Source organism: Microbacterium sp. zg-YB36, from assembly GCF_024623575.2.
In the GTDB taxonomy this organism is placed as follows: domain Bacteria; phylum Actinomycetota; class Actinomycetes; order Actinomycetales; family Microbacteriaceae; genus Microbacterium.
Genome location: NZ_JANJFD020000001.1, coordinates 1,442,998 through 1,464,479 on the forward strand (window position 1 = coordinate 1,442,998; position 21,482 = coordinate 1,464,479).

Consider the following 21,482-nt stretch of genomic DNA (forward strand, 5'->3'; position numbering starts at 1 on the left):
GCTCCGTTCCCCCGGTCAGTCGACGGGGATCAGCGTGTACTTGGTGGAGAGGTATTCGTGGATGCCTTCGAGGCCGCCTTCGCGCCCGACACCGGATTGCTTGACCCCGCCGAACGGCGCGGCGGCGTTGGAGACGACCCCGACGTTCAGGCCCATCATGCCCGTCTCGAGGCGGTCGATCATCCGGTGTCCGCGGGCGAGATCCTGCGTGAAGACGTACGACACCAGGCCGTACTCGGTGTCGTTGGCCAGGCGCACGGCTTCGTCCTCGTCGGTGAAGGTGGCGATCGCCAGCACCGGGCCGAAGATCTCCTCGCTCAGGATCGCGCTGCCGGCGGGGACGCCGGCGACCACGGTCGGCTGGTAGAAGGTGCCGGGGCCGTCGATGGAGTTGCCGCCGGTGAGCACGCGGGCACCGCGCGAGACGGCATCCGCCACCAGTTCGGTCGCCTTCGCGACCGCCTTGTCGTCGATGAGGGGGCCGATCTGCACGCCGTCCTCGGTGCCGCGACCGACCGGCATCGCGGTGACCCGCTCGGTCACCCGGCGGGTGAATTCCTCGGCGACCGCGGCGTGCACGATGAACCGGTTCGCCGCGGTGCAGGCCTGCCCGATGTTGCGGAACTTCGCCAGTATCGCCCCGTCGACCGCCTTGTCGAGGTCGGCGTCGTCGAACACGACGAAGGGCGCGTTGCCGCCCAGCTCCATCGACACCCGCAGCACCCCCTCCGCCGCCTGCGCGATGAGCTTGCGTCCCACCGGGGTCGACCCGGTGAACGAGAGCTTGCGCAGCCGCGGGTCGGCGATGATCGGGCCCGACACATCGGCAGAGGTCGTCGTCGTGACGACGTTGACCACCCCGGCGGGCACACCCGCCTCCACCAGCAGCTGCGTGAAGAAGAGCGTCGTCAGCGGCGTGAGCTCGGGAGGCTTGATCACCACGGTGCACCCCGCTGCCAGCGCGGGAGCGATCTTGCGGGTGGCCATCGCGAGCGGGAAGTTCCACGGTGTGATGAAGAACGACGGCCCGACGGGGCGCTGCGAGACGATCATCCGCCCGGTGCCCTCGGGGTTCAGTCCGTAGCGGCCGGCGATGCGCACCGCCTCCTCGCTGAACCAGCGCAGGAACTCGCCGCCGTACCCCACCTCGCCGCGGGCTTCGGCCAGCGGCTTTCCCATCTCCAGCGTCATCAGCAGCGCGAGGTCCTCCTTGTGCTCCTGCACCAGGTCGAACGCGCGCCGCAGGATCTCGCTGCGCGTGCGCGGCGCCGTCGCCGCCCACGCGTCCTGCGCGGCGACGGCGGCGTCGAGGGCACGGATGCCGTCTTCGGGCGAGGCGTCCGCGATCTCGCGGATGACCTGGCCGGTGGCGGGGTCGCGCACCGCGAAGGTGCGGCCGCCGGCGGCATCCGTCCACTCCCCGTCGATGAACAGGCGGGCCGGAACCCGTTCGAGCAGGTTCGCTTCGTTCGCTGCGGTCATCATGTGACTCCAGTTCGGTTGTGCTTTGCCCGGCGCAGGCTCGGCGGGGCATCGATTGAGAGGGTTTCGCCGCGGAAGAAGGCGGGCCGCTTGATGGCCTGCCACACCATGATCACGATCCCGAGCAGGATGATCGCCACGCCCAGGATGAACACCAGCCCGACGCCGGCGATATTCGAGCCGCTGCCGTAGTCGGCTTCCATACTGTCGCGCAGGGTGATGACGAACAGCGCCGCCAGGCTCACCCCGCCCACGAGCGGGAACAGCAGCGTGAAGAAGAACGAGCGGGCCGAATCGAACCACTGCTTGCGGAAGTACCAGACGCACGCGAACGCCGTCAGGCCGTAATAGAAGCAGATCATCATGCCCAGCGCCGTGATGGTGTCCCACAGCACGTTCTCGCTGACGAAACGCATGACGGCGTAGAAGCCGGATGCCACGACCGCCGACACAACGGTGGCGAACCCGGGCGTGAAGAACCGGGGGCTGACGGTGGCGAATTGCTTCGGCAGCGCGCCGTAGTGCCCCATCGCCAGGAGCGTGCGGGATGGCCCGACGAACGTGGACTGCAGCGACGACGCGGAACTGGTGAGCACCGCGAGGGAGACCAGGAACGCCAGGGGCCCCAGGATCGGTCCCGACAGGAAGAAGAACACGTTGTCCTGGATGTCGGGGTTTCCGAGCCCCAGTTCGCCGTCGCCGATGCCGGCGAACGACAGCAGCGCGATAGCAAGCAGCAGATACAGCACCACGATCGTGACGACGGTCAGCGTCGCTGCCCGGCCGGGGGTGCGCTCGGGGTCCTTGGTCTCCTCGTTCATGGTGAGGGTGACATCCCACCCCCAGAAGATGAAGATCGACAGCGAAAGGCCCGCCACCACCGCGGCGAGGTCGCCGACGGCGAACGGGTTGAACCAGGAAAGCTCCACCGGGCTGGCGTCGAACGCGCTGCCGCCGGCGACGTGCACGAACGCGGCGATGGCGAAGATCACCAGAACCACGACCTGGAATGTGACCAGCACGTACTGCAGCTTCTGCGTGGTCTGCATGTCGCGGTAGGACACGAACGTCGCCCCGACCATGAACAGCAGGCACACCGCGACGTTGATTCCCGGTTCGGCGGCGAGCGCCGCGATCGTCCCGGGGCTGCCGGCGATCTGATCGATCAGCAGGAACAGGAAGTCCACCGCGACCCCCGCCAGGTTCGACAGCACCAGGATCATCGCGGCGATCAGTCCCCACCCTGCCATCCAGCCCACCCACGGCCCGAACGCGCGGGCACCCCAGGTGAAGGACGTGCCGGCGTCGGGCATCTGCTTGTTGAGCTCGCGGTAGCCGAACGCCACCAGCAGCATGGGGATGAACCCGACGAGGATGATCGCCGGCACCTGGAAGCCGACCTCCGACACCGTCGGCCCCAACGCCGCGGTGAGGGTGTAGGCGGGGGCGATGCAGGAGATCCCGATGACGATCGCGCCGAGCAGCCCGACCGTGCCGGCGCTCAGGCCCTTCTTGGACAGGCCGCCGGTCGTGGTGTCGCCTGCAGTGCGTTCTTGCTGGCTCATGCTCCTGCTCCTGCTCCTTCGCGGGTGCGGGTGCGAGGCACGACGACCATCGGCACCGGGACTTCGTGCAGCATCTTCGCTGCCGTGGAGCCGAGGAACAGCCGCCGCGGCTGGGCGAGCCGGCTGGAGCCGACCAGGATGACTTCGCCCGGTTGCCAGTCGAGGTGGGTCACTGCCTCTTCGATGCTCGCCCCGCGCGCTGCGACTGCCTCGGCCTCGACCCCGCCGGGGAGCGCCTGCCGCGTCTCGGCGAGCACCTCTTCGGCGTGGGCAGCCCCGGCGATGCGGATCACGCCGGTGTCCACCGAGGGCGGCAGATCCACCGTCACCAGCGACAGCAGGCGCAGCGGTGCGCCGGTCGCCCGCGACAGCGTCACGGCCTCGGCCATCAGGGCCTCCGCGCCGGGGCGTGTGCCGACGGCGACCGTCAGCCGGCTGATGCCGACCTCGGGGGCGACCTTGCGCGCCCCCCGCGGCACCAGCACGACCGGCACGTCGGAGGAGTGCAGCAGCTGCGTCGTGGTGGATCCCAGCCGGTGGCGGCCGCGGGAACCGCCGTTCGCGGCGCCCACGACGATCAGACCGGCGCCGAGTTCACCGGCGATGTCGATCAGACCCTCGGCGAACGAGTCGGCGTAGCGGGCCTGCTCGCGGTGCACGACGGAGTCGGGCACCCCGGCGGCGGCCTCGGCCAGCCAGGTGTCGGCCTGTTCCCGCAGGTACCGGTCGTACCCGGCATCCGGCGGTGTGATGACGCTGCGCCCGTCGGAGGGCAGCACGATCACGATGTCGAGCTCGGCGGCGGATGCCGCGGCCAGCCGTGACGCGAAGGCCACCGCATCGCGCCCTGCCTTGGTGGCGGTGTAGCCCACGACGATGTGTGCGGTCATGAGCGACTCCCCTCGATGATGCCCTGCGCCGCGAGCCGTCCCATGCGGATCGCGCCGTCCACGTGCTGGTAGCCGGCACCCGCCAGGTCGCTGCACGCGAAGCGGATCGGGCCGACCGGCGTGCGCAGATCGGCGCCGTAGCGGTGCAGGCCGCCCAGGTCGAAGCTGGCCGCGTACGCACCCCGCGTCCACTCCTCACTCCCCCAGTCGCTCTCGTAGTACACGACCGGGTTCTTCGCGTCGGGGCCGTAGTAGTGCGACAGCGACTCGAGGATGCGCTCCTTGCGCTCGGTGGCGCTGAGGCGGAAGACATCGTCGGCGTTGCGGTCGGAGACGAAGCCCACGAGCGTGCCCCGCTCGTCGCCGTGGTTGGTGTTGTCGTACGCCTCGTGCGCCAGCTCGTAGGGGCTGAACGCGGTACCCGACAGGCCCCGCTCGCGCCAGAACGGACGGTCGTACACGGCGTGCACCTTGATGACGAACCCCATCGACAGGTGCTGGTGCATCTGGTGCTGCAGCCGCGGCAGCGCCGGGACGAACGAGATGCGGTTGTAGAGCACGGGGGCAAGGGCGAGGATCGCCGCGCGCGCCCGCACCGTCATGCCGTCCGCGGTCGCGGTCACACCGGCATCCGACCACGCCAGCGTCCGCACCGGCTGGCCCAGGAACACGTCGTCGCCGAGACGCTCGGCCAGCAGCAGCGGCACCTGCTGCAGCCCGCCCACGACCCGCTTGTCGAGGATGAAATCCGCGTCGACGAGGTTCGAGTAGCTGCCCGCACTCGCGGCCATGAGCAGCGACTGCAGCAGCGAGAACGCGTGCGTGGGCTTGGTGAGCATCGCCGACCCGGTGGCGAACGCGAGGTTGCGCACCGCTTCGTCGTCGTCGGTCTGCAACCGCAGCCAGGCGTCCCACGAGATCGTGTCCCATTCCTGCGCCCTCGGGTGGGCGTAGGGCCGGTCGGGGTCGATCTCGGCGACCATCGCGTCCAGTCGCTCGGTGATCTCCGCGATCACGCGCTCGGTGTCGGCGGCGACGGGGAACGCCTCACCGGTGAAGCGGGAAGCAGTGCCGTCGGGGCCGATGTAGACGCTCTCGCCCTCGCGGTAGCGATTGAAAGTCTCCAGGCCCAAGTCGGCGAGCGTCTCGATGAGCGCGTCCTGATCTGGTGACACCCACTGGCCGCCGATCTCCAGCATGGCCCCGTCGATCGTGTCGGTCCACAGCCGCCCGCCCACGCGGTCGCGGGCCTCCAGGACGGCGACGGACAACCCGGCCTTGCGCAGCTCGTTGGCGGCGGTGAGGCCGGCAACACCGGCCCCGACGATGACGACGTCTCGGGTGATCTCAGTCATGCGGGTTCCTTCGGTGGGCCGTCAGGTCGATGTCATCGTGCGGCGAGCGCGGATGCCACGACGTCCACACCCTCGTGGAGCAGCTCGTCGGGGATCGACAGCGGTGGCAGGAAGCGGATCACGTTGCCGTACGTGCCGCACGTGAGCACGATCACCCCTTCGGCCAGGCACGCCTTCGCGACCGCTCCGGTCAGCGCCGCGTCGGGGGCGCCGGTGGCGGGGTCGACGAACTCGGCGGCGATCATCGCGCCGCGGCCGCGCACCTCGCCGATGCGCGGATCGGCGGCCGCGATGGCCTCCAGGCGGCTCAGCAGGATCTGCTCGATCTGCTGAGCCCGTTCGATGAGGCCGTCGTTCTCGAACGCGTCGATCGCGGCCAGGGCGGCGGCGCACGCCACCGGGTTGCCGCCGTAGGTGCCGCCCAGGCCCCCGGCATGGGCGGCATCCATGATCTCGGACCGGCCGGTCACGGCGGCCAGCGGCATGCCCCCCGCAATTCCCTTGGCCGTCGTGACCAGGTCCGGGACGATGCCGAACAGTTCGCTGGCGAACATCGCGCCGGTGCGGGCGAACCCGGATTGCACCTCGTCGGCGATGAAGACCACGCCGTTGTCGCGGCACCAGTCGGCGATCGCCGGCAGGAACCCGTCGGCGGGCACGATGAAGCCGCCCTCGCCCTGGATCGGCTCGATGATGACGGCGGCGAGGTTGTCGGCGCCGATCTGCTTCTCGATGAGCCCGATCGCCCGCACCGCGGCATCCGGTCCGCTCAGCCCATCGCGCAGCGGGTACGACGCCGGGGCGCGATAGACCTCGGGGGCGAACGGCCCGAACCCGCTCTTGTAGGGCATCGACTTCGCCGTCAGCGCCATCGTCAGGTTGGTGCGGCCGTGGTAACCGTGATCGAACGCGACGACGGCCTGCTTGCCGGTGTACTTGCGGGCGATCTTCACCGCGTTCTCGACCGCTTCCGCGCCGGAGTTGAACAGGGCGCTCTTCTTGGCGTGGTCACCAGGGGTGAGGCGGTTGAGCGCCTCGGCGACGGCGATGTACGACTCATATGGCGAGATCATGAAGCAGGTGTGGGTGAACTGCGACGCCTGCGCCGTGATGGCCTCGACGACCTTCGGGTGGGCAGATCCGACCGTGGTCACCGCGATGCCCGAACCCAGGTCGATGAGCGAGTTGCCGTCGGCGTCGACGACCACCCCGCCGCCGGCGGCGACCGCCGCGATCGGCACGGTGTGCCCGACTCCCGCCGGGACCGCCGCGGCCTTGCGCTCGAGGATCTGCTGCGAGCGGGGTCCGGGGATGGCGGTGGTCAGCCGCCGCACCTGCGGCAGGCCGGGTCCGCCCTGCGGCGTCGTGGGGGTCGCGTCGATGAGGGTCATGGGGCGAGCGTAGGAGCCTGCGGGCGTCACGACACTCGCCACGCGGTATATTTCATGGCAATTGCTATACCTGGCGTATAAGAGCGGAGCGTGCCGTGGCGGCCACAGCCGACCTCGAACCGACGCTGGGGGCGTTGCTGGGAAGGCGGGAACTGCGCCTGCGGCTCGCGTCCGACGTGCACGATCTGCCGGGCGACGCCCTGGATCGCCCGATCCGCTGGGTGCACGGTTCGGACCTGGCCGACCCCACCCCGTTCCTGGCCGACGACCTCGTGCTGCTGACCACCGGCACCCAGTTCGCCGCCGCCGGCGACGTGGACGCGCAGCCGTACGTCGACTACGTGCGGCGGCTGAGCGGCCGCGCCGTCGCCGGGCTCGGCTTCGGTACCGAGGTCGCCCGCACCGGCATCCCACCCGCCCTGGAGCGGGCGTGCCGGGACGCCGGGATGCCGCTGTTCGAGGTGCCGTATGACACGCCGTTCATCGCGGTCGCCCGCGCGAACGCCGAGACGATCGCGGCGCAGGCGTACGCCCGGCGCAGCTGGGCGCTGGCCGCGCAGCGGGCGATCTCGCTGGCGGCGCTGCGCCCCGACGGCTTGGGTGCCACGATCGGCGAGCTGGCGCGCCAGCTGAACACCTGGGTGGGCATGTACGACGCGGCCGGCGAGCTGGTGCGTGAGCATCCCGCGGACGCGCTCGACGCCGACGCTGCACGGAGCGTGCACGATGAGGTCGGCGCCGTGCTGCGGCGCGGTGCCCGCGCCGGTTCGTCGCTGCGGCGCGACGGGCGTGCGTTCACCCTGCAGACCCTCGGCCGCGGCGGGAGGCTGCGCGGCGTGGTGGCGATCGCGGCGGGTGACCTGGACCGTGAAGGCCGCGACGTCGTGACGTCGGTGATCTCCATGGCCAGCCTCGCGCTCGAGCAGCATCAGCGACTGGGACGGGCGCGCGACGTGCTGCGCACCGGGATGCTGCAGTCGCTGCGCACCGGCGACCCGGGACTGGCGAGGCGCATCTCGCGCGACGCGTGGGGGCCGATGCCGGTCGCCCCGATCGTCGTGGCGGTCACGGATGCCGCCGCGGCATCCGACGCCCTCGGCGAACTGCTGGAGTTGCGTGCCGACGAGCGACGCGGCGCACTGTTCTACGGGCAGGGCGACGACGGCATGGTGCTGGCTGTCGCCGCGGCGGAGACGGAGATCCTCGATGAGGTCGCGACGCTGTTCGCGCTGGCCCTCGGGGTCTCCGCGCCGACCGGGTACGACGGGTTCGACGCCGCGCTCCAGCAGGCCCGCGTCGCCCGCGACCGCGGCGGACGAGGGGTGACGCACTTCGCAGATGCCTCGCGCACCGGCATCCTCTCTGCGCTGTCCACTCACGAAGGCCGGGCGCTCGCGTCGGCGCTGCTGCAACCGCTGGTGGCACACGACGCCGCCCACGCGACGTCGCTGGTGCCGACCCTGCGCGCGTGGCTGGATGCCGACTGCTCGCACGAGGCCGCGGCGCGCGCTCTCGGGGTGCACCGGCACACCGTGCGCACCCGGCTGGCCGCGGCCGAGGCCGTGCTCGGGCGGGATCTGGCGGCGTTCGCGTTCCGCGCCGAGCTGTGGGCCGCCTTCGCCGCGCTCGGCTGACCCGGCGGCCGTCGCGCGGCCCGTAACCCGGGGGTCGTTCGGTCGTCGCATCCGGCCCTCCCGGGCGCACTCGAGCGCGCATTTGCGACGACCGAGCGCCTGGGCTCCCCTACCTGGAATCTCGGTCGTCGCATCCGACCCTTCCGCGCGCGCTCAGGGGTGCGTTCGCGACGACCGAGCGCCCGCGCGGCGCGGCGCGACCGAGCGCGGGCTCGAGTGTCACGAATGGCGGATGCCGCGGCACGGGACTGTGCGCGAGTGACACCGGAGCGGCGGGCGGGGGCGCCCCGCAGGGCGGCAGGCTCAGCGGGGGGCGTGGGCCTCGAGGAACTCGTACACCTCGGTCGTGTCCACCCCGGGGAACGCCCCTGTCGGCAGCGTCGCCAGCAGGGTGCGGGGCGTGCGCACGTTCGGCCACGACTGCTCGCGCCACGCGGACTCGAGGTCGGCCGGGGCACGCCGGCAGCACACCTCGACGGAATGCTTCGACACCCCGCGGTTGGTGGTGTCGCGCCCGAGGAACCACTTGGTGTCGTCGAAGCGCACCCCCACGCTCACCGAGTGAGCGCCTTCGCTGGATGCCTCCACGCGCGCGGTGCACCAGTACGTGCCGTTGCCGGTGTCGGTGTACTGGTAGTACGGATTGAAGTGGTCGTCGACGTCGAACACGACGCGGCTGGTCCACTTGCGACAGCACAGCTGCCCCTCGATGGAGCCGAGGCGGTCGGTCGGAAAGTTGACGTCGTCATTCTCGTACGCCTTGGTGATCGTGCCCGACTCGTGCACCTTGAGGAAGTGCACCGGAATGTCCAGGTGCATCGTCGCGAGGTTCGTGAACCGGTGCGCGGCTGTCTCGTACGACACCGAATAGGTGTCCCGCAGGTCCTCGATCGACAGCGCCCGGCGCTGCTTGGCATCGTGCAGCGCCGGCACGACGTGGGCTTCGGGGATCAACAGCGCCCCGGTGAGGTAATTCGTCTCGACCCGCTGGCGCAGGAACTCGGCATAGCTGTGCGGCTCGGAGTGGCCGAGGATGCGACTGGACAGCGCTTGCAGCACGGCGGTGCGCGGGTCCGCCTTGGCGGTCACGCGGCTGGACAGGTACAGCCGGCCGTTCTTGATGTCGGCCACGCTGCGGGTGGTCTGCGGCAGATCCGGCACGTAGTGCAGCGTGAAGCCGAGGTGCGCGGCGATGTCGGATGCCGTGCGCTGCGTGATCGGTCCACCGGGGTGCCCGACGGCGTCCAGGATGCCGCGGGCGTGCTGTTCCAGGTCGGGGAAGTAGTTGTTCTGCGTGCGCATCAGCCGCCGCAGCGCCACGTTCGCGCGGCGCGCCTCTTCGGGGGTGGCCGACCGCTCATCGCGGAGGCGCTCGATCTCGCCCTGCAGCGCCATCATCGCCTTCAGCACCTCGGTGGGCACGGTTTTGCCGACCCGGAACGGCGCGATCCCCAGCGCCTGGAACGTCTGCCCGCTCATCGCCCGCTCCAGCTGGATCTCCAGTGTCGAGCGCTCGTCCAGCGGCTCGCTCTCCAGCAGCGCGTCCAGCGACGTGTCCAGCGCCCGCGCGATCGCACGCAGCAGGGTGAGCTTGGGCTCACGCCGGCCGTTCTCGATCATCGACAGCTGGCTGGGCGCGCGCGCGACAGCACGTGCGAGTTCGTCGAGGGTCATCCCCCGCGCAGTGCGCAACTGCCGGATGCGCCGGCCCATCGTCAGCGGGTCCATCTCCTCATCGTCTGCGGTGACGGGCCCGGTCTCGCCGTCGAGATGCGTGGTCATGCCGGGATTCTGTCACGAAAGCAGAAGTATCCCGAAAGTTCACCTCACTCCTGGTCGTTTGCGGGGTCGAAGTTCACCGAATAGTGGAGGTACGACCTTCCGCACTCGTTCATAGGAGGACAGGACATGACACCTGCAACGGCCACCCCGATGCGTACGCGCACCGGCCCCATCTCCATCCAGACCTCCGAGCCGACGATCGCGGTCGCCGGCCGCATGGGCCCCCGCTACGACGAGGTCCTCACCCCCGAAGCCCTCGCGTTCCTCACCGACCTGCACCACCGCTTCGGCGCGCGTCGGCACGACAGGCTCGCCGATCGCCTCCGTCGCCGCTTCGAGATCGGCAACGGGCACGACCCGCGCTTCCGCGACGACACCCGCCACATCCGTGAGGACGGATCATGGCAGGTCGCCGGGGCGGGACCGGGTCTGGAGGACCGCCGCGTGGAGATCACCGGCCCCACCGACCCCAAGATGACGATCAACGCACTCAACTCGGGTGCGAAGGTATGGCTGGCCGATCAGGAGGACGCGACGAGCCCCACCTGGAAGAACGTCATCGAAGGGCAGTTGAGCCTGCGAGACGCGATCCGGGGCGAACTGGCGTTCACAAGCCCCGAGGGCAAGCGCTACGAGGTCACCGCCGAGCGCACCCCGACGATCGTGATGCGGCCTCGCGGCTGGCACCTGACCGAGCATCACCTCCGCTTCACCGACCGCTTCGGCCGCGAGATGGCGGCCTCCGGCTCCCTCGTCGACTTCGGCCTGTACTTCTTCCACAACGCCGCCCAGTTGATCGCGAACGGACGCGGCCCCTACGTCTACATCGCCAAGCTCGAATCGAGCGAGGAGGCCAAGCTGTGGGATGACATCTTCACCTTCAGCGAGCAGTACATCGGCATCCCGCACGGCACGATCCGCGCGACGGTGCTCATCGAGACGCTGCCCGCGGCGTTCGAGATGGAGGAGATCCTCTACGAGCTGCGCGACCACTGCGCGGGCCTGAACGCCGGCCGCTGGGACTACATCTTCTCGATCATCAAGAACTACCGCGGCCGCGGGGCACGGTTCGTCCTCCCCGACCGCAGTGAGGTCACGATGACGGTGCCGTTCATGCGGGCCTACACCGAGCTGCTCGTGCAGACGTGTCACCGCCGCGGCGCATTCGCCATCGGCGGGATGAGCGCCTCCATCCCCAACCGGCGTGACCCCGAGGTGACCCAGCGCGCGTTCGAGAAGGTCGCCGCCGACAAGAAGCGCGAGGCCGGCGACGGCTTCGACGGCACGTGGGTGGCCCACCCCGACCTCATCCCGGTGGCCCGGGCCGAGTTCGACGCGGTGCTCGGCGACCGCCCCAACCAGGTGGACCGCCAGCGCCCCGAGGTGACCGTCACCGCCGCCGACCTGATCGACGTGCGCATCGGGCGCCCCATCACCGCCCAGGGCGTGCGCGACAACGTGTCGGTCGCGATCCGCTACATCGAGGCTTGGCTGCGGGGCCTGGGCGCCGTCGCGATCGACAACCTGATGGAGGATGCCGCGACGGCGGAGATCTCCCGCTCGCAGGTGTGGCAGTGGATCCACCAGGGCCTTTCCACCGCCGAGGGCGACCGCATCACCCGTGAGTACATCGAGGCGCTCATCAGCGAGGTGCTCGGCGAGGTCGAGCGGCGCGACGACGACCGGTTCGACGACGCCGCGGCCGTCTTCCGCGATGTCGCCCTCGGCCAGGACTTCCCGGCCTTCCTCACCCTCTCGGCCTACTCGCGATTCCTCGTCGAATCCGAGTAGTCCCCACCGTCAGCCCACTGAAGGGAAAGAAATGACCGCCTACCAGGACGACATCGACGCCATCCAGGCACTCAAGGTGGAGTACGGCTCCGCATGGGATGCGATCAACCCCGAGTCCGTGGCTCGCATGCGGGCCCAGAACCGCTTCAAGACGGGACTCGAGATCGCGCAGTACACCGCCGACATCATGCGCCGCGACATGGCCGAGTACGACGTCGATTCGTCGGTCTACACCCAGTCGCTCGGCGTCTGGCACGGCTTCATCGGTCAGCAGAAGCTGATCTCGATCAAGAAGCACCTCAAGACCACGAACAAGCGGTATCTCTACCTCTCGGGGTGGATGGTCGCCGCGCTCCGCTCGCAGTTCGGCCCGCTCCCCGACCAGTCGATGCACGAGAAGACCTCGGTGCCGGCCCTGATCGAAGAGCTCTACACGTTCCTGCGCCAGGCCGATGCCCGCGAACTCGATCTGCTCTTCACGCGGCTCGACACAGCGCGGTCGGCCGGCGATGAGACCGCGGCCGAATTCATCCAGTCGCAGATCGACACGTACGAGACCCACGTCGTGCCGATCATCGCCGACATCGACGCCGGCTTCGGCAACCCCGAGGCAACGTACCTGCTCGCCAGGAAGATGATCGAGGCGGGCGCCTGCGCCATCCAGATCGAGAACCAGGTGTCCGAGGAGAAGCAGTGCGGCCATCAGGATGGCAAGGTCACCGTTCCGCACGAGGACTTCATCGCCAAGCTCAACGCGGTGCGTTACGCGTTCCTCGAGCTGGGCATCGACAACGGCATCATCGTCGCACGCACCGACTCGCTCGGCGCAGGCCTCACGCAGAAGCTCGCCGTCACGCAGGAACCCGGCGACCTGGGCGACCAGTACAACGCGTTCCTGGATGTCGAACAGGTCTCGGACGCCGATCTCGGCAACGGTGACGTCGTCATCAAGCGCGACGGCACGCTGCTGCGCCCCAAGCGGCTCCCGAGCAACCTCTACCAATTCCGCCCCGGAACCGGTGAGCAGCGTGTCGTGCTGGACTGCATCACGTCGCTGCGCAACGGCGCCGACCTGCTGTGGATCGAGACGGAGAAGCCGCACGTGGAGCAGATCGCCGGCATGGTCGACGCGATCCGCGAGGAGATCCCGAACGCGAAGCTCGTGTACAACAACAGCCCGTCGTTCAACTGGACTCTCAACTTCCGCCAGCAGGCCTACGACCTGCTCGCCGAACAGGGCAAGGACCTCTCCGCCTACGACCGCAGCGACCTGATGAACGTCGCGTACGACGACACCGAACTGGCGCAGCTGGCCGACGAGAAGATCCGCACCTTCCAGCGCGACGGCTCTGCGCGGGCCGGGATCTTCCACCACCTCATCACGCTGCCGACCTACCACACGGCCGCCTTGTCGACTGATGACCTCGCCAAGGGTTACTTCGGCGACGAGGGCATGCTCGCCTACGTGCGGGGGGTGCAGCGACGCGAGATCCGTGGGGGCATCGCGACCGTCAAGCACCAGAACATGGCGGGCAGTGACATCGGCGACACCCACAAGGAGTATTTCGCCGGCGCCGCGGCCCTCAAGGCCGGCGGTCAGCACAACACGATGAATCAGTTCGGCTGAGCGCTCGAACGAGAGCGGATGCCTCGGACCGCCCGGTCCGGGGCATCCGCCGTGTTCGCAGGAATGTCGATTTCGGCCGCCCGCTGCTCGACGCGCTGTCGTAACGTCACTCACAAACGAAAGGCAGTGCGATGCGATACCTCATGCTGGTCCTCACCGATCCGGATCTGGAAGCCAACGAGGAGGTGCCCGTCTCCATCGAGGCCTGGGTCGACGAGGCCTACGGAACCGGACGTGCAGTCGAAGGCGATCGGCTGCGGCCGGCCACCGAGGCCAAGACCATCCGCCGGCGTCGGCGGGAGGTCATCGTCAGCGACGGACCGTTCGCCGAGGCGTACGAACTGATCGGCGGCTTCGACGTGCTCGAGTGCGAGACGGTGGAGGATGCCATCGAACTCGCGTCGCGGCATCCGATGGCCACGTCCGGCGTCATCCAGCTGCACCCTGCCTGGCCGCTGGACCTCTGACCCGCGCCGCCGCCGCGATCACTTCGCGGGTTCGATGGCTTCGGCCAGTTGCGCCCGCGAGCCGATGCCGAGCTTGGTGTAGACCTTGCGCAGGTGGTACTCCACCGTCTTCGGGCTGAGGAAGAGAGCGGCGGCGGCCTCCCGCGTCGTGCGGCCGTCGGCCAGCAGCACGCTCACCTGCAGCTCCTGCGGGGTGAGCGCCGACAGCGCGGGTGCCTGCGGCTGCTGTACCCGCTCGCCGGTGGCCGTCAGTTCGGCCGCGGCCTGCGCGCGCCATACCTGGGCGCCCAGGTCCCCGAACTCGGCGAGCGCGGCCCGCAGCTGCACGCGGGCATCCACGCGGCGCCCGGCCCGGCGCAGACGCTCCCCGAAGGCCAACCGGGTGCGCGCCGTCTCGAACCGGTCGAGGGTTTGGTCGTGCCGCACCAGCGCGGCGTCGAAGCTGCGCTCGAACCGGTCATCGGATGCCGCCAACGCGGTGCCCCGGTGTGCGCGCGCGAGCGACCACGGCTGTCCCTTGCGCCGCGCAGCGGCAAGGAACCTCGCCGCGACCGACTCCGCTTCCGCGCGCCGGCCCAGGCGCAGCAGCGCATCGGTGAGCTCGGGTGCGGGATCGAGGTCGGCATCCTGCAGCCCCAGTCCTGCGAGCAGCGCGGCGAGATCGGTGAAGTGCGCGACGGCCAGCTCGGCGTTGCCCAGCGACAGCTCCAGGTCACCCAGCGCGTACAGCACCCACACCCGGCCCATGTGGATGTCGCGCGCAAGGCACAGCTGCGCCGCCTGGCCGGCATGCGCACGGCAGGCATCCGCTTTGCCGGCGCGCGACTCGAGCCCGGCGAGCCCGGCGAGCGACATCGCTCGCTCGGTGTCCTGCCCGGTGTCGGCGGCGAGGTGGATCGCCTCGCTATAGGTCGCCTCCGCGTGCGCCCACCCCGCCGTGGTCGCTTGATCCCGCGCCAGGTGGAACAGCACGGCGGGCAGGTCGCCCACTCCCGCCGCCCCTCGCACCTCATCGGCCAGCGCACGCAGCCGCGCACCGTCGGTGTCGTCCCGCAGGAACAGCGGCGCCAACAGCAGCCACGACTGTCGCCGTGGGTCATGGCGCAGGTCGGGGTCGTTCTCGAGGAGAGGCACCGCGGCCCTGATCTCCCGCGGCCCGCCCTGCCCGGCGAGGATCCGCGCGATTCACCCGGTTCCGCAGCGTCGCCGAGACGCCGTTCAACCGGGTGCTGGAGGTGCGCCCCTGACGCCGAACCCGCTCCGGCAGCAGCAGGTCACGACGAGAGCAGCCCGCGTTCCATCGCGAGGGTCACGGCGCGGGTGCGGTCGGCGACGCCGAGCTTTTCGAACACCCGCAGCAGGTGCGTCTTGACCGTCGATTCCCCGATGCCCAGCGCCACCGCGACCTGTTTGTTGCTGTGGCCGGTGGCCACCAGCCGCAGCACCGCGGTCTCGCGAGGAGTCAGCAGCGCCTCCGGCTCGGGGCGCCGCATCCGCTCGACCAGTCGCACCGCCACCTGCGGCGACAGCGCCGTTTGACCGGCGGCGACGGAGCGGATTCCGGCGACGATCTCCTCCCGCGGTGCGGCCTTCAGCAGGTAGCCGCTCGCGCCCGCCTCGATCGCCGCGAGGATCTGGTCGTCGGTCTCGTAGGTCGTGAGAATCAGCACCCGAGGTGCGGGGTCGCCGGCCGCGCCGCCCACCAGCCGGGCGGTCGCCGCCACGCCGTCGACGCGCGGCATCCGCAGGTCCATCAGCACCACGTCGGGCCGGGTCGCCGCCGCGATGCGCACAGCTTCGTCGCCGTCTGCGGCCTCGGCGACCACGTCGAACCCCGGTTCGTCCGAGAGCAGACCTGCCAGCCCGGCCCGCACCACCGGGTGGTCGTCGACGATCATGAGTCGGATCATGCCGGTTCCACCGCCGGGTGTGCCGCGCTCGAGGTCGGCAGCGTGACGCGCAGCGCGGTGCCCCCGCCGGGCCGCGCCTGGATGTCGAGCGCGCCGCCGGCCAGCGCGATGCGCTCGGCCATGCCATCCAGACCGAAACCCGACCGCGGCGCGAGCGGGTCGAAACCACGACCGTCGTCGATGACCTGGAGCACGACGGTGCCCTCCATGGCGGCCACGCGCACACTGGCCCGCGCGGCGTCCGCGTGCTTGCGGACGTTGGCGAGCGCTTCCTGCACGCAGCGGAGCATCACCACCTGCGCGTCACGGTCGACGTCGGCATCCAGGGCGGAATCGAGGTCGATCTGCAGCCCCGCCTCGGCCCGGAACCGCTCGACCAGCCGCTCCAGCGCCGCATCGAACGCCGCTTCGGCGGGGACGGCGGCGGTGCGGGCGACCAGCGCCCGGGCTTCGGCGAGCGCCTCTCGGGCGACGGCTTCGACCGTGGCGATGGACTGCATCGCGGCATCCGCTTTGCCCGACCGGTACTGCCCGCCGGCACGTTCGGCGATCAGCACGAGACCGGCGAGCGTCTGCGCGAGGGTGTCGTGGATCTCGCGCGCCATGCGCTCCCGCTCCTGTGCGGCGCCCCGGTCGCGGCTGAGCGCCTGCACGGCATCCTGAGCCGACGTCAGTTCGGCCAGCAACCGGCCCCGCTCCTCGGCACTGTCGGCGATGCTCGCGATCCACAGCCCGAACACGACCGCGAACAGCAGCGAGAAGCCGGCGGTGACCAGCCCCGAAGCCCAGCCGCCCGCCGAGAAGTCCTCGCCGGCGGCGAAGCCCACGAGGATCGCCAGGGCCGGCAGCGCAGACCCGACGATCGCCTGCCGGTTGTTCGCGGTGATCATCCACACCAGCGGATAGATGATCGTCTGCAGCATCGCCAGGAACGGGTTGACCGACACCCCGATGCCCACCGCGACGCTGACCGCGACGATGAACACCGGAACGCGCCAGGTGGGCGGGTCCTCACCGATCTCGTGCCGGGCCAGCAGCAGATAGGCCAGCACGACGGCGGCGACCGAGCCGATCGACACGGCCTGCTCGCCCGGTGTGCCTTCGTCGTAGATCAGCACTGCGAACACGGCGACGATGATCCCCGCGCCGAGGATCGCGATGTCCCACCCTCGCCGATTCACCATGTCAGGCCCTCCTCGCGGCGCATCGAGCCGGTCGGCACCAGGCTACGCGTCGCGCCGGATCCACCGGAACGTCGCTCTGCTCATGATCAGTCCGATGACCAGCCAGAGCGCGAGAGCGATCGCGACCCAGCCGAGCTCCCAGCCGTTGCCCGGCTCGAGGGCGGCGTACTCGTCGGGCAGGAACGCCGCCCGCATGCCGCGCGCCATCCACACCAGCGGGAACGCGCTGGCGACGTACTGCAGCCAGTCGGGCAACTGCCAGAAGAAGATGTAGACGCCCGAGATGAACTGCAGCACCAGCGCGATCGGCACGACGACGGCGCTCGCGCTGCGGCCGGATCTGGGCAGTGCCGACACGGCGATGCCCAGCAGGGCGGATGCGACCAGCCCGAGCAGGAACACCCACGCGAACGTCCCCCAGTCCTCGAGGCTCGACGGCAACGGCACGTTGAACACGACCGCGGCGACGGCGACGAGGATGGCCGCCTGCAGGAGGCCGGTGGCCAGAACCTGGCCGATCTTGCCGGCGAAGTAGCTCACCGGCGACAGCGGCGTGCCGCCGAGGCGTTTGAGCGTGCCGTCGGAGCGTTCCATCGCGATGTCCACCGCAAGGTTCTGGAATCCCGACAGCAGCAGGCCTGCGGCGAGCATGGCGGGCAGGTACAGCTCAGCGGCCGACAGTGCCGGCATCCCCGGTCCGCCGCTGATGCCGCCCTCGGTGTCGAAGATCGTGCTGAACAGCGCGAGCATGAACACCGGGAACAGGAAGGTGAAGAACAGGGTGTCGCCGGAGCGGAAGTAGCCGCGCACTTCGTAGGCGGCGCGGTGCGCGCCGAGGGCGATGGTGCTCATCGTCCGACCTCCTCTTCGATGGTGGCGATGCCGGACGGGGCGGTCTCGGCCGTCTCGGGCTCGTCGACCATGCCGAGGTAGATCTCCTCGAGCGAAGGCCGGCGGATCTCCAGTGCTTCCGGCTCGTCGCCCAGGCGAGCGGCGAGCGCTGCGGTGAACTCCCACGGGGTGGCCGTGCGCGCTTCGCGCATCACGCCCCCTTCCCGCCACACAACCCGGGGCATCCGTGCCTCCTCACCGCCGAACGTGGCGACGGCGCCGATCGCGCGCAGGCGACCGTGGTTGATCACAGCGACGCGATCGGCCAGCTGCGCCGCTTCGTCGAGATAGTGCGTGGTGAGCAGGATCGTCGTGCCCTCGCCCTGCAGTCGGCGGATGAGCTCCCAGAACTCGCGCCGCGCGTGCGGGTCGAATCCGGTGGTGGGCTCGTCGAGGAACAGCAGCTCGGGGCGGCCGATGATGCCCAGGGCCACATCCACGCGTCGCTGCTGACCGCCGGAGAGTTTCGCGATGCGCGTGCCGGCCTGGCTCTCCAGTCCGACCGAGGCGATCACCTCGTCGACGTCGCGCGGGCGGGGGTAGTACGCGGCGAACTGGCGCAGCTGCTCGCGCACCGTGTAGGCACCGGCCTGACCGGTCGACTGCAGCACGATGCCGATCTTCGCCTTCCAGTCCAGGCCCGCGGACTCGGGGTCCACGCCCAACACCGTGACTTCGCCGCCGGTGCGGCGCCGGTAGCCCTCGAGGATCTCGACGGTGGTCGACTTGCCTGCTCCGTTCGGCCCGAGGAGCGCGAACGTCTCGCCGCGGGCGATCTCGAAGCTCACGTCGTCGACCACCGCGGCGGCGCCGTAGGTCTTGCGCAGGTTCTGCACCCGCACCGCATCTGTATCCATGGTTCCAGCGTGCGCTCCCGCGGCCGCTTTCCCCAGGGGTCTTCCGGCGGAGCCGCCGTCCTCCATTCGGTGGACCCGCGTGGCGTGTCGCGGGCGGATGCCGCGGCACGGGGTGAGCACATCCGCCGCGCCCAGCGCGCCAGTTCTTCGGAGATCTACGCGTCTCCGGTGCCGATCTCGGCATCCACTCCGAAATACTGCCGATCTCCGAAGTCGTGGCGACAGGGAGGGCGGATGCCACGGCACGGGGTGAGCCCGAGACAGCCGCGGGCTACGCTCGTTGTGTGACTGATCGAGCTCCTCTTTCCCGCAAGCTGTCCGCCATCGCCGAGTCCGCGACGCTGAAGGTGGATGCCAAGGCGAAGTCGCTGCAGGCGGCCGGTCGCCCTGTCATCTCGTACGCGGCCGGCGAGCCCGATTTCGCCACGCCGCAGTTCATCGTGGATGCCGCCGCCGAAGCGCTGCGCGACCCCGCGAACTACCGCTACACCCCGGCGGCCGGCCTGCCCGTGCTGCGGGAGGCGATCGTGGCCAAGACGCTGCGCGACTCCGGGCTGGAGGTCACGCCCGCCCAGGTGGTCGTCACCAACGGCGGCAAGCAGGCGGTGTACCAGGCGTTCCAAGCCGTGGTGAACCCGGGCGACGAGGTGCTGCTGCCCGCTCCGTACTGGACGACTTACCCCGAAGCGATCGCGCTGGCCGACGGCGTGCCGGTGGAGGTGTTCGCCGGAGCCGACCAGGAGTACAAGGTCACCGTCGAGCAGCTCGAGGCCGCCCGCACCGCCAAGACCACGGTGCTGGTGTTCGTCTCGCCGTCGAACCCGACCGGGTCGGTCTACACGCCCGAGGAGACCGCCGAGATCGGCCAGTGGGCGCTGGAGCACGGCATCTGGGTGATCACGGACGAGATCTATCAGAACCTCGTCTACGAAGGCGTGCGTGCCGTGTCGATCGTCGAGGCCGTGCCGGAGCTGGCCGGCCAGACGCTGCTGGTCAACGGCGTCGCGAAGACCTACGCGATGACCGGCTGGCGGGTGGGCTGGATGGTCGGCCCCGCCGACGCGATCAAGCTCGCCGGCAACCTGCAGTCGCACCTGTCGTCCAACGTCAACAACATCGCGCAGCGTGCCGCGCTGGCGGCCCTGACCGGACCGCAGGACGAGGCGGAGCAGATGCGCCTCGCCTTCGACCGCCGCCGCCGCCTGATCGTCGAGGAACTGTCGAAGATCGAGGGCGTCACCGTGCCGAACCCGCTCGGGGCGTTCTACGCGTACCCCGACGTGACGGGCCTGCTCGGCCGCACGTACGGCGGAGTCACCCCGACGACCTCCCTGGAACTGGCCGATCTCATCCTCGAGCAGGCCGAGGTCGCCGTGGTGCCGGGCGAGGCGTTCGGCCCCTCCGGATACCTGCGACTGTCCTACGCGCTCGGCGATGAGCAGTTGCTCGAGGGCATGCACCGCCTGCAGGACCTCTTCGCCTGACGCCGGACAGGCGAACGCGACCCGCCCCGCCCGGCTACAGCTGGATGCCGACCAGCACGGGTTCCGGCTGCAGGATCAGGCCGAACTCGGACTGCACGCGGTTCAGGACGAAGCGGGCGAGCTCCGCGAGCTCCTCCGCCGTGGCGGATCCCCTGTTGGTGATCGCGAGCGCGTGCTTGGTCGACAGTCCGGCACGGGACCGCGGCAGGTGGAACCCCTTGGTCAGTCCGGCGTGCTCGATGAGCCACGCTGCGCTGACCTTGACGTCGGATTCCGCGACGACCGGCGGCGGGATGTACCCGTCGAAAGTCGCCAGCGGAATCACCGTGACCGTCGGCACGTGCGGGGTCACCGGCCACCGCGGGCACTCGTCAGGGAGGGTGCGGGCGAACTCGGCCGAGACGATCGCGTTCTGGAAGAACGAGCCTGCACTGTAGGTGTCGGGGTCGGCGTCGTCGAGCACCATCCCCTTCGCGCGGCGGGTGGCCAGCACGGTCTCGCGCACCCAGGCCAGCGACACCGCGGCATCCGGAGCCAGGCGCAGCGCCTGCCGCAGCTGCTCACCCCGCACCGGCACGTCGCCGTGGCCGACCTCGGCCAGTTCCAGCGTCACCGAGAGGATCACACCGCGGCGCACCGCGCCGATTCCGTAGTGGTCCTTGAGCACCGATGTGCGAAAACCCAGACCCAGATCGGCGGCGGACACGGTCTCGATCTCACCGGTGGCTTCGTCGAGCAGCTCGACCTCGACCAGCGTCTGCACGATCTCCTGGCCGTACGCGCCGACGTTCTGGATCGGTGCGGCACCGGCGGTCCCGGGGATGCCGGACATCGCTTCGATCCCGGCCAGGCCCTCCTCGACGGTGTACGCCACCAGCGCGTCCCAGTCGTGCCCGGCTTCCACGCGCAGGCGCACGTGCCCCTCCCGGGGGGACGGCACACGCTCGATGCCGCGCGTGCGCACCAGCACGACGGTGCCGTCGAAGGGCTCGTCGGACACCAGCAGGTTGGAGCCGCCGCCGACGACCAGCCACGCGGCGTGGTCGGCCCACAGGGTGCGCATGACGTCGACCAGCTCGTCGCGGGTGTGCGCTTCGATGAGCCGGGTGGGGATGCCTCCGGCGCGCAGTGTCGTCAACTGGGCGAGCGGAACGGGGGTCAGTTCTGGCATG

Annotated in this window: 17 protein-coding genes; 5 read left to right on the forward strand and 12 right to left on the reverse strand. The window is 70.2% G+C overall.

What is annotated here, in order from left to right; all coding sequences use genetic code 11:
* Positions 1 to 15: 15 nt before the first annotated feature.
* The 5 genes from NQ151_RS07430 to gabT are packed head-to-tail and all read right to left on the reverse strand — an operon-like array spanning position 16 to position 6,683.
* A complete protein-coding gene (locus NQ151_RS07430; protein ID WP_257527584.1) occupies positions 16 to 1,482 on the reverse strand; it encodes an NAD-dependent succinate-semialdehyde dehydrogenase in 1,467 nt (488 codons plus the stop codon).
* Positions 1,482 to 3,047 (reverse strand): APC family permease, encoded by a 1,566-nt coding sequence (locus NQ151_RS07435; RefSeq protein ID WP_257527585.1) that lies wholly within the window; start codon positions 3,045 to 3,047, stop codon positions 1,482 to 1,484. The genes NQ151_RS07430 and NQ151_RS07435 overlap by 1 nt, the downstream gene beginning before the upstream one ends.
* Positions 3,044 to 3,937 carry a universal stress protein gene (locus tag NQ151_RS07440; RefSeq protein ID WP_257527586.1) on the reverse strand — a complete coding sequence of 298 codons (894 nt, stop codon included), beginning with the start codon at positions 3,935 to 3,937 and terminating at the stop codon, positions 3,044 to 3,046. Before NQ151_RS07440 ends, NQ151_RS07435 begins: the two co-directional genes overlap by 4 nt.
* Positions 3,934 to 5,292 carry a flavin monoamine oxidase family protein gene (locus NQ151_RS07445; protein WP_257527587.1) on the reverse strand — a complete coding sequence of 453 codons (1,359 nt, stop codon included), beginning with the start codon at positions 5,290 to 5,292 and terminating at the stop codon, positions 3,934 to 3,936. Before NQ151_RS07445 ends, NQ151_RS07440 begins: the two co-directional genes overlap by 4 nt.
* Before the next feature lie 32 nt (positions 5,293 to 5,324).
* Entirely contained in the window at positions 5,325 to 6,683 is a 1,359-nt protein-coding gene (gene gabT, locus NQ151_RS07450) for a 4-aminobutyrate--2-oxoglutarate transaminase (RefSeq protein WP_257507961.1), read from the reverse strand.
* 95 nt (positions 6,684 to 6,778) lie between these two features.
* Here gabT and NQ151_RS07455 point away from each other — a divergent pair, with 95 nt between their 5' ends.
* Complete coding sequence (locus NQ151_RS07455; RefSeq protein ID WP_257527588.1) at positions 6,779 to 8,317, forward strand: PucR family transcriptional regulator; 1,539 nt, start codon at positions 6,779 to 6,781, stop codon at positions 8,315 to 8,317.
* A gap of 303 nt (positions 8,318 to 8,620) precedes the next feature.
* On the opposite strand, the gene NQ151_RS07460 is transcribed toward NQ151_RS07455, so the two are convergent.
* The gene (locus NQ151_RS07460) at positions 8,621 to 10,045 is read right to left on the reverse strand and encodes a helix-turn-helix transcriptional regulator (protein WP_257527847.1); all 1,425 of its coding nucleotides are present in this window, start codon (positions 10,043 to 10,045) and stop codon (positions 8,621 to 8,623) included.
* A 180-nt stretch (positions 10,046 to 10,225) separates the two neighbouring features.
* Between NQ151_RS07460 and aceB the strand changes: the two genes are divergently transcribed.
* From aceB to NQ151_RS07475, 3 genes are all read left to right on the forward strand, one after another.
* Positions 10,226 to 11,890: a malate synthase A gene (gene aceB, locus NQ151_RS07465; RefSeq protein ID WP_502883559.1), complete on the forward strand. Its 1,665-nt coding sequence runs from the start codon at positions 10,226 to 10,228 to the stop codon at positions 11,888 to 11,890.
* Positions 11,891 to 11,921: 31 nt separating this feature from the next.
* The gene (locus NQ151_RS07470) at positions 11,922 to 13,517 is read left to right on the forward strand and encodes an isocitrate lyase (protein WP_257527589.1); all 1,596 of its coding nucleotides are present in this window, start codon (positions 11,922 to 11,924) and stop codon (positions 13,515 to 13,517) included.
* 131 nt (positions 13,518 to 13,648) lie between these two features.
* Positions 13,649 to 13,984, forward strand: a complete 336-nt coding sequence (locus tag NQ151_RS07475; RefSeq protein ID WP_257507958.1) for a YciI family protein — start codon at positions 13,649 to 13,651, stop codon at positions 13,982 to 13,984.
* Between the two features lie 18 nt (positions 13,985 to 14,002).
* Here the strand turns inward: NQ151_RS07475 and NQ151_RS07480 are convergent, their stop codons facing one another.
* The 5 genes from NQ151_RS07480 to NQ151_RS07500 all read right to left on the reverse strand — a co-directional run bounded on the left by NQ151_RS07480 (position 14,003) and on the right by NQ151_RS07500 (position 18,826).
* Positions 14,003 to 15,118: a helix-turn-helix transcriptional regulator gene (locus NQ151_RS07480; protein WP_257527590.1), complete on the reverse strand. Its 1,116-nt coding sequence runs from the start codon at positions 15,116 to 15,118 to the stop codon at positions 14,003 to 14,005.
* A gap of 140 nt (positions 15,119 to 15,258) precedes the next feature.
* Positions 15,259 to 15,894, reverse strand: a complete 636-nt coding sequence (locus NQ151_RS07485; protein ID WP_257527591.1) for a response regulator — start codon at positions 15,892 to 15,894, stop codon at positions 15,259 to 15,261.
* Positions 15,891 to 17,078 (reverse strand): sensor histidine kinase, encoded by a 1,188-nt coding sequence (locus tag NQ151_RS07490; RefSeq protein WP_257527592.1) that lies wholly within the window; start codon positions 17,076 to 17,078, stop codon positions 15,891 to 15,893. Before NQ151_RS07490 ends, NQ151_RS07485 begins: the two co-directional genes overlap by 4 nt.
* A gap of 42 nt (positions 17,079 to 17,120) precedes the next feature.
* Positions 17,121 to 17,930, reverse strand: coding sequence for an ABC transporter permease (locus tag NQ151_RS07495; protein WP_257527593.1), 810 nt, complete (start codon positions 17,928 to 17,930; stop codon positions 17,121 to 17,123).
* The gene (locus NQ151_RS07500) at positions 17,927 to 18,826 is read right to left on the reverse strand and encodes an ABC transporter ATP-binding protein (RefSeq protein WP_257527594.1); all 900 of its coding nucleotides are present in this window, start codon (positions 18,824 to 18,826) and stop codon (positions 17,927 to 17,929) included. The genes NQ151_RS07495 and NQ151_RS07500 overlap by 4 nt, the downstream gene beginning before the upstream one ends.
* A gap of 284 nt (positions 18,827 to 19,110) precedes the next feature.
* Between NQ151_RS07500 and NQ151_RS07505 the strand changes: the two genes are divergently transcribed.
* On the forward strand, positions 19,111 to 20,310 hold the full coding sequence (locus tag NQ151_RS07505) for a pyridoxal phosphate-dependent aminotransferase (RefSeq protein ID WP_257507952.1): 1,200 nt from the start codon (positions 19,111 to 19,113) through the stop codon (positions 20,308 to 20,310).
* Between the two features lie 34 nt (positions 20,311 to 20,344).
* On the opposite strand, the gene NQ151_RS07510 is transcribed toward NQ151_RS07505, so the two are convergent.
* A complete protein-coding gene (locus tag NQ151_RS07510; RefSeq protein WP_257527595.1) occupies positions 20,345 to 21,481 on the reverse strand; it encodes a UDP-N-acetylmuramate dehydrogenase in 1,137 nt (378 codons plus the stop codon).
* Between the last annotated feature and the right edge of the window lies 1 nt (position 21,482).

Excerpts from the sequence above, each read along its gene's own strand:
- NQ151_RS07430 (WP_257527584.1), bottom strand. The coding sequence starts at position 1,482 with ATGACCGCAGCGAACGAAGCGAACCTGCTCGAACGGGTTCCGGCCCGC.
- NQ151_RS07435 (WP_257527585.1), bottom strand. The coding sequence starts at position 3,047 with ATGAGCCAGCAAGAACGCACTGCAGGCGACACCACGACCGGCGGCCTG.
- NQ151_RS07440 (WP_257527586.1), bottom strand. The coding sequence starts at position 3,937 with ATGACCGCACACATCGTCGTGGGCTACACCGCCACCAAGGCAGGGCGC.
- NQ151_RS07445 (WP_257527587.1), bottom strand. The coding sequence starts at position 5,292 with ATGACTGAGATCACCCGAGACGTCGTCATCGTCGGGGCCGGTGTTGCC.
- gabT (WP_257507961.1), bottom strand. The coding sequence starts at position 6,683 with ATGACCCTCATCGACGCGACCCCCACGACGCCGCAGGGCGGACCCGGC.
- NQ151_RS07460 (WP_257527847.1), bottom strand. The coding sequence starts at position 10,045 with ATGGACCCGCTGACGATGGGCCGGCGCATCCGGCAGTTGCGCACTGCG.
- aceB (WP_502883559.1), top strand. The coding sequence starts at position 10,226 with ATGACACCTGCAACGGCCACCCCGATGCGTACGCGCACCGGCCCCATC.
- NQ151_RS07470 (WP_257527589.1), top strand. The coding sequence starts at position 11,922 with ATGACCGCCTACCAGGACGACATCGACGCCATCCAGGCACTCAAGGTG.
- NQ151_RS07475 (WP_257507958.1), top strand. The coding sequence starts at position 13,649 with ATGCGATACCTCATGCTGGTCCTCACCGATCCGGATCTGGAAGCCAAC.
- NQ151_RS07485 (WP_257527591.1), bottom strand. The coding sequence starts at position 15,894 with ATGATCCGACTCATGATCGTCGACGACCACCCGGTGGTGCGGGCCGGG.
- NQ151_RS07490 (WP_257527592.1), bottom strand. The coding sequence starts at position 17,078 with ATGGTGAATCGGCGAGGGTGGGACATCGCGATCCTCGGCGCGGGGATC.
- NQ151_RS07495 (WP_257527593.1), bottom strand. The coding sequence starts at position 17,930 with ATGAGCACCATCGCCCTCGGCGCGCACCGCGCCGCCTACGAAGTGCGC.
- NQ151_RS07500 (WP_257527594.1), bottom strand. The coding sequence starts at position 18,826 with ATGGATACAGATGCGGTGCGGGTGCAGAACCTGCGCAAGACCTACGGC.
- NQ151_RS07510 (WP_257527595.1), bottom strand. The coding sequence starts at position 21,481 with ATGCCAGAACTGACCCCCGTTCCGCTCGCCCAGTTGACGACACTGCGC.